The organism is Pantoea latae (assembly GCF_002077695.1).
GTDB classification, from domain to species: Bacteria; Pseudomonadota; Gammaproteobacteria; order Enterobacterales; family Enterobacteriaceae; genus Pantoea; species Pantoea latae.
On the sequence record NZ_MWUE01000008.1, the window covers coordinates 101,093 to 115,743 of the forward strand.

The window sequence follows — 14,651 nt, forward strand, 5'->3', positions numbered from 1 at the left end:
TTCATAAAGGCGTAACCTATCAATAAGAATTTATTAATAACTGGCTGAAAATTTTTTTACGTAAATTTAACAGGTTAGGCCATCGATTTGCGCGTGCGCTGTCTCGCCGCAAAGGGCTGCGAAGCAGCTATGCTTAATAAAGCAGCGATTAAAAACAGCACAAGATGATTATCCCTGCAAAACAAGAGGTTGAAGTGATCGCCCAGATCCTTACCATAGGGGGATAGCCTGAAAAGGTCCGGACTTACGAGGTATCAACATGGCATCTGTAAATGCAGCAACTTTCTCTCCCGACGATTTTGTCTGGAAAGGGGTCACGCTCACTGATTCCGCCGCGAAGCAAATTCTTAACCTGGTGGCGCAAGATCCTGAAGTTAAAGGCTTGCACCTGGGCGTGAAGCAATCCGGCTGCGCCGGTTTCGGTTACGTCATGGATCTGGTGAAAACGCCCGCCGACGACGATCTGCAGTTTACCCATAACGGCGCATCGCTCTATGTGCCGCTTCAGGCAATGCCGTTTATCGACGGCACCGAAGTGGATTACGTCCGCGAAGGCCTGAATCAGATTTTTAAATTCAATAACCCTAAAGCTCAACACGCCTGCGGGTGCGGTGAAAGCTTTGGCGTCGAGTAAGTGAAATATGTCACGACACAGCGAAACATCTGACGATGTACAAATGTGGGAAGGCAAGCTCAACTACAAAGAGGGCTTCTTTACCCAGTTGCAAACCGACGAAATGGCGCACGGCATCAATGAGGATGTGGTGCGCGCGATCTCGGCTAAACGTAACGAGCCAGAGTGGATGCTGGAGTTTCGTCTTAAAGCCTTTCGCGCCTGGCTCGAAATGGAAGAGCCGCACTGGCTGAAAGCGCATTACGACAAGCTCGATTACCAGGATTACAGCTATTACTCGGCGCCCTCCTGCGGCAACTGCGACGACAGCTGCGCCTCAGAGCCGGGCGCGCTGCAGTCGTCAGGCATCGAAGAGACCAACAACTACCTGACGCAGGAAGTTGAGAAGGCGTTCGATCAGCTCGGCGTGCCGGTGCGCGAAGGGCGCGAAGTGGCGGTCGACGCAATTTTCGACTCCGTTTCCGTCGCCACGACCTATCGCGGCAAGCTGGCTGAGCAGGGCATTATCTTCTGCTCCTTTGGCGAAGCGATTCAGGAACACCCTGAGCTGGTGCAGAAGTATCTCGGCACCGTGGTGCCGGCCAACGACAACTTCTTCGCCGCGCTGAACTCGGCGGTCGCCTCTGACGGCACCTTCGTTTATATCCCGAAAGGGGTGCGCTGTCCGATGGAGCTGTCGACCTATTTCCGCATCAACGCGGCGAAAACCGGTCAGTTTGAGCGCACCATCCTGATTGCGGATGAAGACAGCTACGTCAGCTACATTGAAGGCTGTTCGGCACCGGTGCGCGACACCTATCAGCTGCACGCGGCGGTAGTGGAAGTGATCATCCACAAAAACGCGGAAGTGAAATACTCCACCGTGCAGAACTGGTTCCCTGGCGGCGAAGGCGAAGGCGGTATCCTGAACTTCGTGACCAAGCGTGCGCTGTGCGAAGGCGAGAACAGCAAAATGTCCTGGACGCAGTCCGAGACCGGCTCCGCCATTACCTGGAAATACCCGAGCTGCATTCTGCGCGGCGACAACTCCATCGGCGAATTCTATTCGGTGGCGCTGACCAGCGGACGCCAGCAGGCAGATACCGGCACCAAGATGATCCACATTGGTAAAAACACCAAATCGACCATCATCTCCAAGGGTATCTCCGCCGGTAAGAGCCAGAATACCTATCGCGGCCTGGTGAAAATTATGCCGACCGCGACTAACGCGCGTAACTTTACCCAGTGCGACTCGATGCTGATCGGCCCTGATTGCGGCGCGCATACCTTCCCGTATGTGGAAACCCGCAACAACACCGCTCAGCTCGAGCATGAGGCAACCACCTCGCGCATCGGCGAAGATCAGCTGTTTTACTGCCTGCAGCGCGGTATCAGCGAAGAAGATGCGATCTCCATGATCGTTAACGGCTTCTGTAAAGACGTTTTCTCTGAGCTGCCACTGGAGTTCGCCGTGGAAGCGCAAAAACTGTTAGCCATCAGCCTTGAGCACAGTGTGGGCTGATGCCGTCACACGCGTTGCCGGAAGCAATGTGAAGGAATAAGTATGTTAAGCATTAAAGATTTACAGGTTAGCGTTGAAGACAAAGAGATCCTGCGCGGTCTTAACCTCGAAGTGAAACCGGGCGAAGTGCACGCCATTATGGGCCCGAACGGCTCAGGCAAAAGCACGCTCTCTGCCACGCTGGCTGGCCGTGAAGATTACGAAATCACCGGCGGTTCCGTGAGCTTCAAAGGCAAAGATCTGCTGGAGCTTGACCCAGAAGATCGCGCGGGCGAAGGCATCTTTATGGCGTTTCAGTATCCGGTGGAGATCCCAGGCGTCAGCAACCAGTTCTTCCTGCAGACCGCGGTCAACGCGGTGCGTAAATATCGCGGCAACGAAGAGCTGGATCGCTTCGACTTCCAGGACTTTATCGAAGACAAGATCCACCTGCTGAAGATGCCGGAAGATCTGCTGACCCGTTCCGTTAACGTCGGCTTCTCCGGCGGCGAAAAGAAACGCAACGACATTCTGCAGATGGCGGCGCTGGAGCCTGAGCTGTGCATCCTCGATGAAACCGACTCCGGCCTCGATATCGATGCGCTGAAAATCGTCGCCGAAGGCGTTAACAGCCTGCGCGACGAGAAGCGCGCCTTTATTATCGTGACCCACTACCAGCGTATTCTGGACTACATCAAGCCAGACTTCGTGCACGTGCTGTACAAAGGCAAGATCGTCAAATCTGGCGACTTTACTCTGGTGAAACAGCTGGAGGAGCAAGGCTATGGCTGGCTTACCGACGAAGAGTGATAACGCCCTGCAGCAGTGGCACCATCTGTTTGAATCGCGCGGCGAGTCACGCTCGCTGCAGGCTCAGCAGCACTGGCAGCAGCTGATGCGTGTCGGGCTGCCGACGCGTAAGCATGAAAACTGGAAATACACCGCGCTGGACGGCCTGCTGGCCCACCAGTTCGTGCTGCCGCAGGCGAACAGCCTGAGTCAGGCGCAGGTTGACGCACTGGCGCTGCCGCTCGACGCCATTCGTCTGGTGTTCGTCGACGGCCAGTTTCAGCCGTCGCTGAGCGCGGGCGACACCGAGCTGTTCACCGTGCAGCACAGCCGCGCCGCCGAGCGTCGTCCGCTGCCAGCACCGGTGCAGCCAGAGGTGTTTCTGCACCTGACCGAAAGCCTGGCGGAAGAGGTAACCTCGATTCGCCTGGCGCGCGGTAAAGCGGCGGCGCGTCCGCTCTATCTGCTGCATATCACCAGCGGTCAGTCTGATGCGCTCAACACCGTGCATCATCGCCACCACTTCGAGCTGGAAGAGAGCGCGCAGGCGCAGGTCATCGAGCACTACGTGACGCTGAACGGCACGCAGCACTTTACCGGCGCGCGCTTCACCTTCGCGGTGGGCGACAACGCCCAGCTGACGCATATTAAGCTGGCGTTTGAAGAGAGCAGCAGCTACCACTTCGCCCATAACGATATCGTTATTGGCCGTGATGCGCAGGTCAGCAGCACCAGCTTCCTGCTGGGCGCCGGTCTCTCGCGCCACAACACCAGCGTGCAGCTCAACGGTGAAAACACCCAGCTGTCGCTTAACAGCCTGGTGCTGCCGATGAATGCGGAAGTGGCGGATACGCGCAGCTATCTGGAGCACAACAAAGGCTACTGCCTGAGTCGTCAGCTGCACAAAACCATTTCGCGCGACAAAGGCCGCGCGGTGTTCAACGGCCACATTAAAGTGGCGCAGCACGCGCTGAAAACCGACGGACAGATGACCAACAACAACCTGTTGCTGGGCCGTCTGGCGGAAGTGGACACCAAGCCGCAGCTGGAAATCTACGCCGACGACGTGAAGTGCAGCCACGGCGCGACCATCGGCCGCATCGATGACGAACAGATGTTCTACCTGCGCTCGCGCGGTATTGCAGAAGAGGCGGCGCAGCAGATGATTATTCACGCTTTCGCCGCTGAGCTGACCGAAGCGCTGGATGATGAGACGCTGCGTCAGGCGGTTCTGCAACGCATTGCGGCGCGTTTCCCTGGAGATGCCTCATGATGAACTTCGATCTCGAACGTATCAGGGCCGACTTCCCGATCCTGAAGCGTGAGGTCAACGGTCATCCGCTGGCCTACCTTGACAGCGCGGCCAGCGCCCAGCGTCCGCTGGCGGTGATTAACGCCGAAAGCCATTTCTATCAGCACGGCTATGCGGCCGTGCATCGTGGCATTCACAGCCTGAGCGCGCAGGCCACCACCGATATGGAAAACGTCCGCCTGCAGGCGGCGCGTTTCCTTAACGCCTCTTCGCCGGAAGAGATCGTGTTTGTCAAAGGCACCACCGAGGGGATCAACCTGGTGGCGAACAGCTGGGGCGCAAGCCAGCTCAAAGCCGGCGACAACCTGATCATCACCGAGATGGAGCACCACGCCAATATCGTGCCGTGGCAGATGGTGGCGCAGCGCACCGGCGCGGAAATCCGCGTGCTGCCGCTGAACGACAACGGCGAGCTGGCGCTCGAGGCGCTGGCGGAGCTGATCGACAGCCGCACGCGACTGCTGGCGGTGACGCACGTCTCCAACGTGCTCGGCACCGTTAACCCGGTCAAGGCGCTGGTGGCGCAGGCGAAAGCCGCGGGTCTGGTGACGCTGGTGGACGGCGCGCAGGCGGTGATGCACGGCAAGGTCGACGTGCAGGATATCGACTGCGACTTCTACGTCTTCTCCAGCCACAAAATTTACGGCCCTAACGGCGTCGGCATTCTCTACGGGCGCAAAGCGCTGCTCGACGAGATGCCGCCGTGGGAAGGGGGCGGCTCGATGATCGATCAGGTCCTGCTGCCGACCGGCACCACCTGGAACAAGGCGCCGTGGCGTTTTGAAGCGGGCACGCCTAACACCGGCGGCATCATCGGCTTTGGCGCGGCGCTGAACTATGTGGAATCGATTGGTCTGGACGCTATCCAGCAGCGCGAACAGGCGCTGATGCGCTATGCGCTCGACAAGCTCGCCTCGGTGCCCGATCTGGTGATTTACGGCCCGCAGGATCGCGCAGGCGTCATCGCCTTTAATCTGGGCAAGCATCACGCCTATGACGTCGGCAGCTTCCTCGATCAGTACGGTATCGCCATCCGCACCGGCCATCACTGCGCTATGCCGCTGATGCGTCGCTTTGCGGTTCCCGCCATGTGCCGCGCCTCGTTCGCCTTCTACAACAGCGAAGAAGAGGCCGATCGTCTGGCGGCCGGTTTGACCCGTATTCATCGTCTGCTGGGCGGTTGAGCAGAGTTCAGGAGTAAGTGATGGCTACGTTGCCAGAAAAAGAGAAACTGGTGCGCAACTTTAACCGTTGCGCAAACTGGGAAGAGAAGTACCTCTACATCATCGAGCTGGGCGCGAAACTTCCAGAATCATCCGAAAGCCTGCATCAGCCGGAAAATGTCATCTCTGGCTGCCAGAGCCAGGTCTGGATCAAGATGCATCCGCAGAGCGACGGCACCATCGCCTTTGAAGGCGACAGCGACGCCGCTATCGTTAAGGGATTGATTGCGGTGGTGTTTAGCCTCTATCAAAACCTGACGCCGGCGGATATCGTCGCGCTGGACGTGCGTCACTGGTTCGAAGAGCTGGCGCTGACGCAGCATCTGACGCCTTCACGGTCGCAGGGCCTTGAGGCAATGATTCGGGCAATTCGCCATAACGCTCAAAATCTCCTCTGAGTTAAACTAGCAGACGCCAACAGGCGTCTGTTTTTTTATCTGAAAGAGAAGATTGCATGAAATCAGCCTTACGTTTCGCCGGTGCGCTGCTGCTAAGCGTTGGACTCAACGCACCGGCTTTTTCCACGGACTATCCGCTTCCTCCCGCTGACAGCCGTCTTATCGGCGAAAACCAGTTAACCACCGTTCCCGACGACAAACGTCCCCTTGAAGCGATTGCGGCGAAGTATCAGATCGGGCTGCTGAGCATGCTGGAGGCGAATCCGGGCACCGATCCCTGGCTTCCCAAAGCGGGCACGCAGCTCGTGGTGCCGCAGCAGATGCTGCTGCCGGATACGCCGCGCGAGGGGATTGTGGTCAACCTGGCCGAACTGCGCCTCTATTACTATCCGAAAGGCGAGGACAAGGTCATCGTCTATCCTATCGGCATCGGCCAGCTCGGCGCCGCGACGCCGGTGATGGTCACCAGCATCAGCCAGAAAATCCCTAACCCCACCTGGACGCCTACCGTCAACATACGCAAGCGCTACGCCAAAGAGGGCGTGACGCTGCCGGCTGTGGTGCCTGCAGGCCCGGAGAACCCGATGGGGCTGTTTGCGCTGCGTCTGGCGCGCGGCAGCGGCAACTACCTGATCCACGGCACCAACGCGGACTTCGGCATCGGCATGCGCGTCAGCTCCGGCTGCATTCGTCTGCGCCCGCAGGATATCGAGGCGCTGTTCAACAGCGTACCGAAGGGGACGCGCGTGCAGGTGATTAACCAGCCGGTGAAATATGCCGTCGAGCCGGACGGAAAACGCTACGTCGAGGTGCATCAGCCGCTGTCGCACAGCGACAAAGACGATCCGCAGACCATGCCGCTCGCGCTCAGCCCGGCGCTGAAGAAGTTTATCAAGAGTCCGCACAGCGACAGCGCGCTGATTAAAGCGGCGCTGGAGCGTCGTTCCGGTATGCCGGTGCTGGTGTCGGCTGGCGAGGCGGTGGATGCGCAGACGCGCGATGAGGGGCAGAAGAGCGCGCAGGCCGCGCCGGTAGATCAAACGGCGGCAGCGACGCCCTGAGGGCGAGAAAAGCAGGGCAAAAAAAATGGCGCCACATGGGCGCCATTTTTCAAACCAGAACTCTTACTTACGGTAAGAGTGAGCCTGGTTGTCCAGACGCTGGTTAGCACGAGCTGCGTCATCTTTAGCAGCCTGCACGTCAGAACGGATTGCGTTCACGTCGTTGCTCAGCTGGTCAACTTTCGCGTTCAGAGTCTGAACGTCTGAAGACAGCTGGTCGATTTTAGCGTTGCTTGAGCAACCAGCCAGCAGAGTTGAACCCAGGATTACCGCGCCCAGTACCAGTTTAGTACGATTCATTATTTATACCCTCTAGATTGAGTTAATCTCCATGTAGCGTTACAAGTATTACACAAAGCTTTTTAAGTTGAGAATAAATTTTTGATGAGAAGATGCTTAAACTTGATCGTTCGCTCAAAGAAGCAGCGCTTCGCCGCATATGATAAAAATATTTAGCGAAAACAGAGAGATTTAATCGGATTAACCTTAATTTAGGAGGATATTGAATAGTTATTATCGATTGGAAATTTTTGGGTTTTGTATTAGTGGCGGAATAAAAAAAGCGCCCCGAAAGGCGCTCTTAAATTAAATTTCAGGGTAATTAAATCACGTGTACTGACGCGGTATTTGTGGTACCGCTTGGTACTAATGCGCCAGAGACCATGACCACCACGTCGCCTTTCTGCGCGTAGCCGCTTTCCAGCGCCATCTCTTTGCCGATGCGGTAGAAATCGTCGGTAGAGGCGATCTCAGTCACCAGACGCGTTTCCACGCCTTTGCTCAGGATCAGCTGACGCGCGGTGGTCGCGTTGGTGGTCAGCGCCAGAATGGTGGCGTCCGGGAAGTATTTACGCACCGACTTGGCGGATTTGCCGCCTTCGGTCGCCACCACGATCAGCGGCGCTTCCAGTTTTTCCGCGGTTTCCACCGCGCCACGGCACACCGCCTCGGTGATGCGCAGCTTGCGGGAATCTTCCAGCGTGTCGATACGCGACTTCATCACGCGGTCAGTGCGCTCGCAGATGGTGGCCATAATAGTCACCGACTCCAGCGGGTATTTGCCTTTGGCGCTCTCGCCTGACAGCATCACCGCATCGGTGCCGTCAAGGATGGCGTTGGCCACGTCGCCCGCTTCCGCGCGGGTAGGGCGCGGGTTTTTGATCATTGAGTCGAGCATCTGGGTGGCGGTGATCACCACTTTACGCGCCTTGTTGCACTTTTTGATCATCATCTTCTGCGCGAAAATCACCTCTTCAACCGGGATTTCCACGCCGAGATCGCCGCGCGCCACCATGATGCCGTCAGAGGCGTCAAGGATCTCGTCGAAGTTGTTCAGGCCTTCCTGGTTTTCAATCTTGGAGATGATCTGAATATGCTCGCCGCCGTGCGCTTTCAGGTGCTCACGGATTTCCAGCACGTCGGAACGTTTGCGAATAAACGACGCCGCCACGAAGTCGACACCCTGCTCGCAGCCGAAGATCAGGTCGCGCTTGTCTTTTTCCGCCAGCGCAGGCAGCTGAATGGAGACGCCCGGCAGGTTAACGCCTTTGTTCTCGCCCAGGTCACCGTTGTTCAGCACGGTACACACCACGGCATTCTCGGTGACTTCGGTCACTTCCATGCCGATCAGGCCGTCATCCACCAGCACGGTGTTGCCGATTTTCAGATCTTCGGTGAAGCCAGCATAGGTGACGGCAACGCGTTCGCTGTTGCCGATCACGCTCTGATCGGTGGTAAAGGTAAAGGTCTGACCCGCTTTCAGCGACACGTCCTGACCGCCTTCCAGCTTCATGGTACGGATTTCCGGACCTTTGGTGTCAAGCAGAATGCCAGCCTGGCGACCGGTTTTCTGCATCACCGCACGCATATTGGCGATGCGCTGGCCATGTTCGGCGTAGTCACCGTGCGAGAAATTGAGGCGCATAACGTTCATGCCGGCTTCAAGCAGCTGGGTCAGCATCTCTTCCGATTCGGTTTTCGGACCGATAGTACAAACGATCTTGGTCTTTTTCATGACAGGTTATCTGTAAGTTGTGATGGATGATAAAGGTTGGGATTCGACGACGACGCATCGAAATGAAAATTCTGGTTGATATCGAAACGGACGGTACAGAGTAAGAATAGGTGACGCAGGCGGAGCGTGCAGGGAAGTTGTGCGGTTACGTCTGGAAACCGACAAACGCGTGTTGCGCAAAGAGTATGAGTTATCGCCATAGGCACGCCGCGCTGAAACCTTTCAAGTGGAACAACGCGGCATAGTATAGACGCTAAGTATCCGAAAACCAATTAAAAAGCAGAGAAGGAAACGACGGAGATCAAGAAAAGGTGAAGTTGCGAAAGGGAGATAAACAGCAAAAGTGGTGCGTTCTAATGGACTCGAACCATCGACCCCCACCATGTCAAGGTGGTGCTCTAACCAACTGAGCTAAGAACGCATTTAAGAAATGGTGCGTCCGAGTGGACTCGAACCACCGACCCCCACCATGTCAAGGTGGTGCTCTAACCAACTGAGCTACGGACGCACTTGGTGCGCTCTAATGGACTCGAACCATCGACCCCCACCATGTCAAGGTGGTGCTCTAACCAACTGAGCTAAGAGCGCAACACGCTGTCAGGGCGACAGCGGGGACGAATATTAACGACAGGCCGTCACGCTGGCAAGCGGAAAAACGCTTTTTTCACGCTGACTGACCAGCAACTGTGCTATGCGTCGTTTTTTTAGGCGTCACGGGCCTTTTCCGGCCCGTTCAGCCACTTAGCGCGCCGCGCGCGCCAGGATCACCTGCGCAGGCAGCTGCTGCAGGCGACGAATGCGCCACAGCATCATGATCGCCGCCGAGGTGAGGCCGATAATAAAGCCGCACCAGAAACCGGCCGGGCCGAGACGCGGCACCACCCAGTCGGTCATCGCCAGCGTATAGCCGCTGGGCAGCCCCAGCAGCCAGTAGGCGATAAAGGTAATAAAGAAGATGGAGCGCGTATCTTTATAGCCGCGCAGAATGCCGCTGCCGATAACCTGGATCGAATCGGAGAACTGGTAAATTGCCGCCAGCAGCATCAGCTGCGCCGCCAGCGCCACCACCTCGGGATTATCGTTGTAGAGCAGGGCGATCTGATGACGGAAGGTGACGGTAAACAAGGCGGTCACCGCCACCATGCAGACGCCGACGGCCTGCGCGGTCCAGGCCGCGACGCGCGCCTGCTCGGCCGAGCCCTGACCGAGCCGGTAACCAACGCGAATGGTGGTGGCGACGCCCAGCGAGAGCGGCAGCACGAACATCAGCGAGCTAAAGTTGAGCGCGATCTGATGTCCCGCCACGTCGACAATGCCGAGCGGCGACACCATCAGCGCCACCACGGCGAACAGGGTCACTTCAAAGAAAAGCGCCAGCGCCACCGGCAGACCAAGGGAGACCAGCCGCTGCAGAACGGCGCGCGACGGCGGCGACCAGCGAGTGTGCATGCGGACGTCGCGCATGCTGCCCATGCGGCGCACCCAGAGGCGCATGACGAGGAACATCACCCAGTAAACCGATCCGGTCGCCACGCCGCAGCCGACGCCACCCAGCGCCGGCATGCCGAAATGGCCGTAGATAAAGATCCAGTTCAGCGGGATATTGACCAGCAGGCCGATAAACCCCATCACCATGCCAGGCTTGGTTTTCGACAGCCCTTCGCACTGGTTGCGCATCACCTGAAAGAAGAGGTAGCCGGGCGCGCCCCACAGCAGCGCGTGCAGATAGCCCTCTGCCTTGAGAGCTAGCTGCTCGTCGATATCGTGCATCGCGCGGATAACGTAACCGGCATTCCACAGCAGCACCATAATCAGGATAGCGACGAAAAACGCCAGCCAGTAAGCCTGCCGAACCTGTTCGGCAATGCGTTCGCGGCGGCCGGAGCCGTTGAGTTGCGCAACGGTTGGCGTCAATGCAAGCAGAAGACCGTGGCCAAACAAGATGGCCGGAAGCCAGATAGAGGTGCCGACTGCGACGGCGGCCATATCCGTGGCGCTTACCGCGCCGGCCATAATGGTATCCACAAATCCCATTGCGGTCTGCGCCACCTGAGCAAGGATGACCGGGATCGCAAGGGCAAGCAATTGACGCGCTTCTGTTAAATACTTCTGCACGTTAACACCTGTTAAAAAAAGAAAGGGGAGTGAACCTTAAGAAATGCGCGCTCAGTGTAGCGGGATTAACCCGATTCACCAAGCTTTGTCACGCCGTGCGTTATATTGCCGCCGTCATGCGCACGCGACGCGGAAATAATATCCGCGCGCTAAGCTGTGATAAGCTAGGGCAAAATTCGAGGAGGCCAAAACTATGTTTACCGGAATTGTGCAGGGCACCGCAAAGATTGTGTCCATTGAAGAGAAAGAGCTATTTCGCACCCATATCGCCGAGCTGCCGGAAGAGCTGCTGCCGGGGCTGGCGCTGGGCGCGTCGGTGGCCCACAACGGCTGCTGCTTAACCGTGACAGCCATTGACGGCAATCGCGTCAGTTTCGACCTGATCAAAGAAACCCTGCGCGTCACCAATTTAGGCGATCTGCAGCAGGGCGACGTGGTGAATATTGAGCGTGCGGCAAAATTCAGCGATGAGATTGGCGGTCATCTGATGTCTGGCCATATTATGACCACTGCGGAAATCTGCAAAATTATCCAGTCGGAAAATAACCGTGAGATCTGGTTTAAAATCCAGGATCCGGCACAGATGAAATATATTCTGCATAAAGGTTTCGTCGGCATCGACGGCATTAGTCTCACCGTGGGCGACGTCACGAAAAGCAAATTTTGCGTCTACCTTATTCCGGAAACCCTGGAGCGCACCACGCTCGGGGCGAAAAAGCTCGGCCATCGCGTCAACATCGAGATCGATCCGCACACCCAGGCGATCGTCGACACCGTAGAGCGCGTGCTGGCGCAGCGTGAAGCCGCCGCCGCCGCTATGCTCGACAGCGATACGCAACAGGCATAAAAAAAGGCGCTCAGGGCGCCTCCTCTTGTCGTGCGGTTTAGCGCGCCACGCGCAAACCGCCTTCTGCTCCACGGCTAAAGAGCACCTGCCACAGCTGAATATCGCGCGCGCGAAACGCACCCGCGCAGGCGTTGAGGTAGTAGCTGAACATCCGTTTAAAACGCTCGCCATACTTCTCCGACAGCTGCGGCCAGGCCTGCAGAAACCGTTCATACCAGGCCATCAGCGTGGTGTCGTAGTCGGCGCCGAAATTGTGCCAGTCTTCGAGAATAAAGTGGGGTTCGCTGGCGTCCGCGATATGGCGCACCGACGGCAGGCAGCCGTTGGGAAAAATATATTTATCGATCCAGGGATCGACATTCATATCGGTGCGGATGGCGCCGATGGTGTGCAGCAAAAAGAGGCCGTCCGGCTTCAGATTGCGGTCCACCACGTCGAAGTAGGTGGCGTAGTTTTTCGGGCCGACATGCTCGAACATGCCGACCGACACGATACGGTCAAACTGCCGATCAAGATCGCGGTAGTCCTGCAGCAGAATGGTGACGTCGAGCCCTTCGCAGCGCTGCTGCGCCAGCTTCTGCTGTTCCGCCGAAATGGTGACGCCGTGCACGACCGCGCCGTAGTGGCGCGCAGCGTAGGCCGCCAGCCCGCCCCAGCCGCAGCCGATATCCAGCAGCGTCATGCCTGGCTCAAGCTGCAGCTTGCGGCAGATCATATCGAGCTTCGCTTCCTGCGCCTGCTCCAGGGTGTCAGCCTCTTTCCAGTAGCCGCAGGAGTACTGCATATAGGGATCAAGCATCAGCGAGAACAGGTCGTTGCCGAGATCGTAATGCTCTTTGCCCACGATCCAGGCGCGCTTTTTCGACTGCAGGTTGGTCAGACGCGCCGCGGCGACGCGCAGCGTATCTTTGAAGTGGTGCGGCAGCTGCTGATCCAGCTTGTGCTTCAGCACGCGGTGAAAAAACATATCGAGCCGCTCGCACTCCCACCAGCCATCCATATAGGACTCACCCAGACCGAGTGACCCTTCCTGAATGACGCGCTTGAAAAAGTCAGGATGCTTAACCTGGATATCCCAGGGACGACTGCCGTTGATGGCGATATCCGCTTTTTCCAGCATTTCATGGACGATGCGATACCAGTGGTTCTCTTCAAGGCTCACTTCTTCTATACACGATGAACTCATAGCTTCTCCATCACCTGTCCGCTTGAACCTGAGAAAAGAATAGCCAATTTCCCAGGCGTTGTGAGAAAAGTCACGGATCGCTCCGTGCGCCTGATATCCGACGTTTTACAGAGGATTGAATCTGAAAATCTTTGTCTGACACAACAGGGAGGTAATCGTGCAGACACCATCCGGGCGAAAAGGATCGCCTAAGAATAAAACTATTATGTTATTGATTTGTTGCAGATTTATTGACCTGGTCGAGTATAAGCTCAACCAGGTCAATATTCAACGACTTATTGTTAGGCGGCTAACTATAAAAGTTGCCTTAGTGATTATCCTGGCAGGGTGCGGGCGCGTGGACAATATCCGTTTGTGCGCTGGCGCGTCGCTGCCAGGCATAGCCCGCTGCCGCCAGGAGAATCGTCGTTACCATAATCAGCGTAGTCATCAGCAGCGGTTGTTGTAAACCTGCTGAGACCGCGAGGCTGGCAAGAAAGCAGAGGCCGAGCTGCAGCGTGTTCTGCAGCGCGGCGGCTTTACCGGTCGCGTGCGGAAAGGGCAGCAGCGCGTTCGACACCACGATGGGGTAAATTGCGCCGTTCGCCAGCGCCATGCCGCAAAAAGGCGCCAGCAGGGCGACCAGACTATGGCTGCCGGTCAACGCCACGGCGAACAGGGTCGCCACGCTCAGGCTGTAAAGAGCCAGCAGCCAGGGCAGCAGCTGTGCGCCGGCGAAGCGATTAAGCAGCGCGCGGCAGCCGAACCCGCCTAGTAAAAAGGCGATGGTTTGCGGGATATAGCTCAGGCCAATATCGGCTGGCGTCAGGCCCGCATCGGCGAGAATAAACGGCGAGCCGGTGAGCCAGGCGAAAAAGCTGGCGGAGCAGGCGGCGTAGATCAGCACGTTGCCGCCATAGACGCCCGAGCGCAGCAGGGCGAAAAAGCCCGGCTGATCGACGGCGGTTTTCGGCGCGGGCGGGCGAGCAGGCAGGCGCAGCGTCACCAGCATCAGCGCGACGCCGGTGAGCGTCAGCACCAGAAAAATCGAACGCCAGTGAAAATGGCTTATCAGCCAGGCGCCGAGCAGCGGCGCCAGCGCAGGCGAGAGCGCCACCAGCGGCATAATGGTGGCAAACACCTTATTGGCGCGCGCGCGCGGATAGCGATCCACCACCAGCGCCTGCCAGCTCACGGCTGCGGCGCAGACGCCGATCGCCTGCAGAAAGCGCAGCGCCAGCATCAGCGCGACATTGTCCACCCACAGCATGCCGGCGCAGCCGAGCGCGAACAGCGCCAGTCCCATCAGCAGCACCGGCTTGCGGCCGATGCGATCGGAAAGTGGTCCCCAGAACAGCTGGCCGACGGCGAAGCCCGCCAGGAACAGGCTCATGCTGGCGCTAATCACGCCGGGAGAAGTGTTAAAGCTGAGCTGCATCGCGCCAAAAGCGGGCAGATACATATCGGTCGCCAGAAAACCCAGCATGCTGAGCAGGGCGAGATAGGGCATAAATCCTTTTGATAACGGCATGGTTTTACTCATTCTCATCATTAGTCAGGCAGGTTAAACGCGGCAAAGTGTAAAAGGGTGCGCCCGCCGCTGTGAAACGCTA

At 57.5% G+C, this 14,651-nt stretch carries 13 protein-coding genes and 3 tRNA genes; 8 read left to right on the top strand and 8 right to left on the bottom strand.

Annotated features, from left to right (window positions below; genetic code table 11):
- Window positions 1–259 precede the first annotated feature (259 nt).
- From sufA to B2J69_RS05990, 7 genes are read left to right on the top strand one after another with little or no spacing between them, the layout of a single operon-like run.
- Window positions 260–634, top strand: a complete 375-nt coding sequence (gene sufA / locus B2J69_RS05960) for a Fe-S cluster assembly scaffold SufA (protein WP_081137336.1) — start codon at window positions 260–262, stop codon at window positions 632–634.
- A gap of 7 nt (window positions 635–641) precedes the next feature.
- The gene (sufB, locus tag B2J69_RS05965; RefSeq protein WP_081137338.1) at window positions 642–2,135 is read left to right on the top strand and encodes a Fe-S cluster assembly protein SufB; all 1,494 of its coding nucleotides are present in this window, start codon (window positions 642–644) and stop codon (window positions 2,133–2,135) included.
- Between the two features lie 42 nt (window positions 2,136–2,177).
- A complete protein-coding gene (sufC, locus tag B2J69_RS05970; RefSeq protein ID WP_033747480.1) occupies window positions 2,178–2,924 on the top strand; it encodes a Fe-S cluster assembly ATPase SufC in 747 nt (248 codons plus the stop codon).
- Window positions 2,899–4,176: a Fe-S cluster assembly protein SufD gene (gene sufD, locus B2J69_RS05975; protein WP_081137340.1), complete on the top strand. Its 1,278-nt coding sequence runs from the start codon at window positions 2,899–2,901 to the stop codon at window positions 4,174–4,176. Before sufC ends, sufD begins: the two co-directional genes overlap by 26 nt.
- Entirely contained in the window at window positions 4,176–5,399 is a 1,224-nt protein-coding gene (gene sufS / locus B2J69_RS05980; RefSeq protein WP_081137703.1) for a cysteine desulfurase SufS, read from the top strand. Before sufD ends, sufS begins: the two co-directional genes overlap by 1 nt.
- Before the next feature lie 20 nt (window positions 5,400–5,419).
- Window positions 5,420–5,836 carry a cysteine desulfuration protein SufE gene (gene sufE / locus B2J69_RS05985; RefSeq protein ID WP_081137342.1) on the top strand — a complete coding sequence of 139 codons (417 nt, stop codon included), beginning with the start codon at window positions 5,420–5,422 and terminating at the stop codon, window positions 5,834–5,836.
- 56 nt (window positions 5,837–5,892) lie between these two features.
- Entirely contained in the window at window positions 5,893–6,897 is a 1,005-nt protein-coding gene (locus tag B2J69_RS05990; protein WP_081137344.1) for a L,D-transpeptidase family protein, read from the top strand.
- 63 nt (window positions 6,898–6,960) lie between these two features.
- On the opposite strand, the gene B2J69_RS05995 is transcribed toward B2J69_RS05990, so the two are convergent.
- From B2J69_RS05995 to B2J69_RS06020, 6 genes are all read right to left on the bottom strand, one after another.
- On the bottom strand, window positions 6,961–7,197 hold the full coding sequence (locus B2J69_RS05995; RefSeq protein ID WP_007374746.1) for a major outer membrane lipoprotein: 237 nt from the start codon (window positions 7,195–7,197) through the stop codon (window positions 6,961–6,963).
- A gap of 301 nt (window positions 7,198–7,498) precedes the next feature.
- Window positions 7,499–8,911 (bottom strand): pyruvate kinase PykF, encoded by a 1,413-nt coding sequence (gene pykF, locus B2J69_RS06000; RefSeq protein WP_081137346.1) that lies wholly within the window; start codon window positions 8,909–8,911, stop codon window positions 7,499–7,501.
- A 344-nt stretch (window positions 8,912–9,255) separates the two neighbouring features.
- Window positions 9,256–9,332: transfer RNA gene (locus B2J69_RS06005), tRNA-Val, on the bottom strand.
- Between the two features lie 10 nt (window positions 9,333–9,342).
- Window positions 9,343–9,419, bottom strand: a tRNA-Val gene (locus tag B2J69_RS06010).
- Window positions 9,420–9,422: 3 nt separating this feature from the next.
- Window positions 9,423–9,499 (bottom strand) — tRNA-Val (locus B2J69_RS06015).
- Between the two features lie 153 nt (window positions 9,500–9,652).
- Window positions 9,653–11,026 (bottom strand): MATE family efflux transporter, encoded by a 1,374-nt coding sequence (locus tag B2J69_RS06020; protein ID WP_081137348.1) that lies wholly within the window; start codon window positions 11,024–11,026, stop codon window positions 9,653–9,655.
- Between the two features lie 193 nt (window positions 11,027–11,219).
- On the opposite strand from B2J69_RS06020, the gene B2J69_RS06025 reads away from it, so the two are divergent.
- A complete protein-coding gene (locus B2J69_RS06025) occupies window positions 11,220–11,873 on the top strand; it encodes a riboflavin synthase subunit alpha (protein WP_081137350.1) in 654 nt (217 codons plus the stop codon).
- 37 nt (window positions 11,874–11,910) lie between these two features.
- On the opposite strand, the gene cfa is transcribed toward B2J69_RS06025, so the two are convergent.
- On the bottom strand, window positions 11,911–13,059 hold the full coding sequence (cfa, locus tag B2J69_RS06030; RefSeq protein ID WP_081137352.1) for a cyclopropane fatty acyl phospholipid synthase: 1,149 nt from the start codon (window positions 13,057–13,059) through the stop codon (window positions 11,911–11,913).
- 307 nt (window positions 13,060–13,366) lie between these two features.
- Entirely contained in the window at window positions 13,367–14,569 is a 1,203-nt protein-coding gene (punC, locus tag B2J69_RS06035; RefSeq protein WP_081137705.1) for a purine nucleoside transporter PunC, read from the bottom strand.
- Window positions 14,570–14,651: the final 82 nt, after the last annotated feature.

Excerpts from the sequence above, each read along its gene's own strand:
- sufB (WP_081137338.1), top strand. The coding sequence starts at position 642 with ATGTCACGACACAGCGAAACATCTGACGATGTACAAATGTGGGAAGGC.
- sufS (WP_081137703.1), top strand. The coding sequence starts at position 4,176 with ATGAACTTCGATCTCGAACGTATCAGGGCCGACTTCCCGATCCTGAAG.
- pykF (WP_081137346.1), bottom strand. The coding sequence starts at position 8,911 with ATGAAAAAGACCAAGATCGTTTGTACTATCGGTCCGAAAACCGAATCG.
- B2J69_RS05995 (WP_007374746.1), bottom strand. The coding sequence starts at position 7,197 with ATGAATCGTACTAAACTGGTACTGGGCGCGGTAATCCTGGGTTCAACT.
- sufE (WP_081137342.1), top strand. The coding sequence starts at position 5,420 with ATGGCTACGTTGCCAGAAAAAGAGAAACTGGTGCGCAACTTTAACCGT.
- punC (WP_081137705.1), bottom strand. The coding sequence starts at position 14,569 with ATGCCGTTATCAAAAGGATTTATGCCCTATCTCGCCCTGCTCAGCATG.
- sufC (WP_033747480.1), top strand. The coding sequence starts at position 2,178 with ATGTTAAGCATTAAAGATTTACAGGTTAGCGTTGAAGACAAAGAGATC.
- B2J69_RS06025 (WP_081137350.1), top strand. The coding sequence starts at position 11,220 with ATGTTTACCGGAATTGTGCAGGGCACCGCAAAGATTGTGTCCATTGAA.
- sufA (WP_081137336.1), top strand. The coding sequence starts at position 260 with ATGGCATCTGTAAATGCAGCAACTTTCTCTCCCGACGATTTTGTCTGG.
- sufD (WP_081137340.1), top strand. The coding sequence starts at position 2,899 with ATGGCTGGCTTACCGACGAAGAGTGATAACGCCCTGCAGCAGTGGCAC.
- cfa (WP_081137352.1), bottom strand. The coding sequence starts at position 13,059 with ATGAGTTCATCGTGTATAGAAGAAGTGAGCCTTGAAGAGAACCACTGG.
- B2J69_RS05990 (WP_081137344.1), top strand. The coding sequence starts at position 5,893 with ATGAAATCAGCCTTACGTTTCGCCGGTGCGCTGCTGCTAAGCGTTGGA.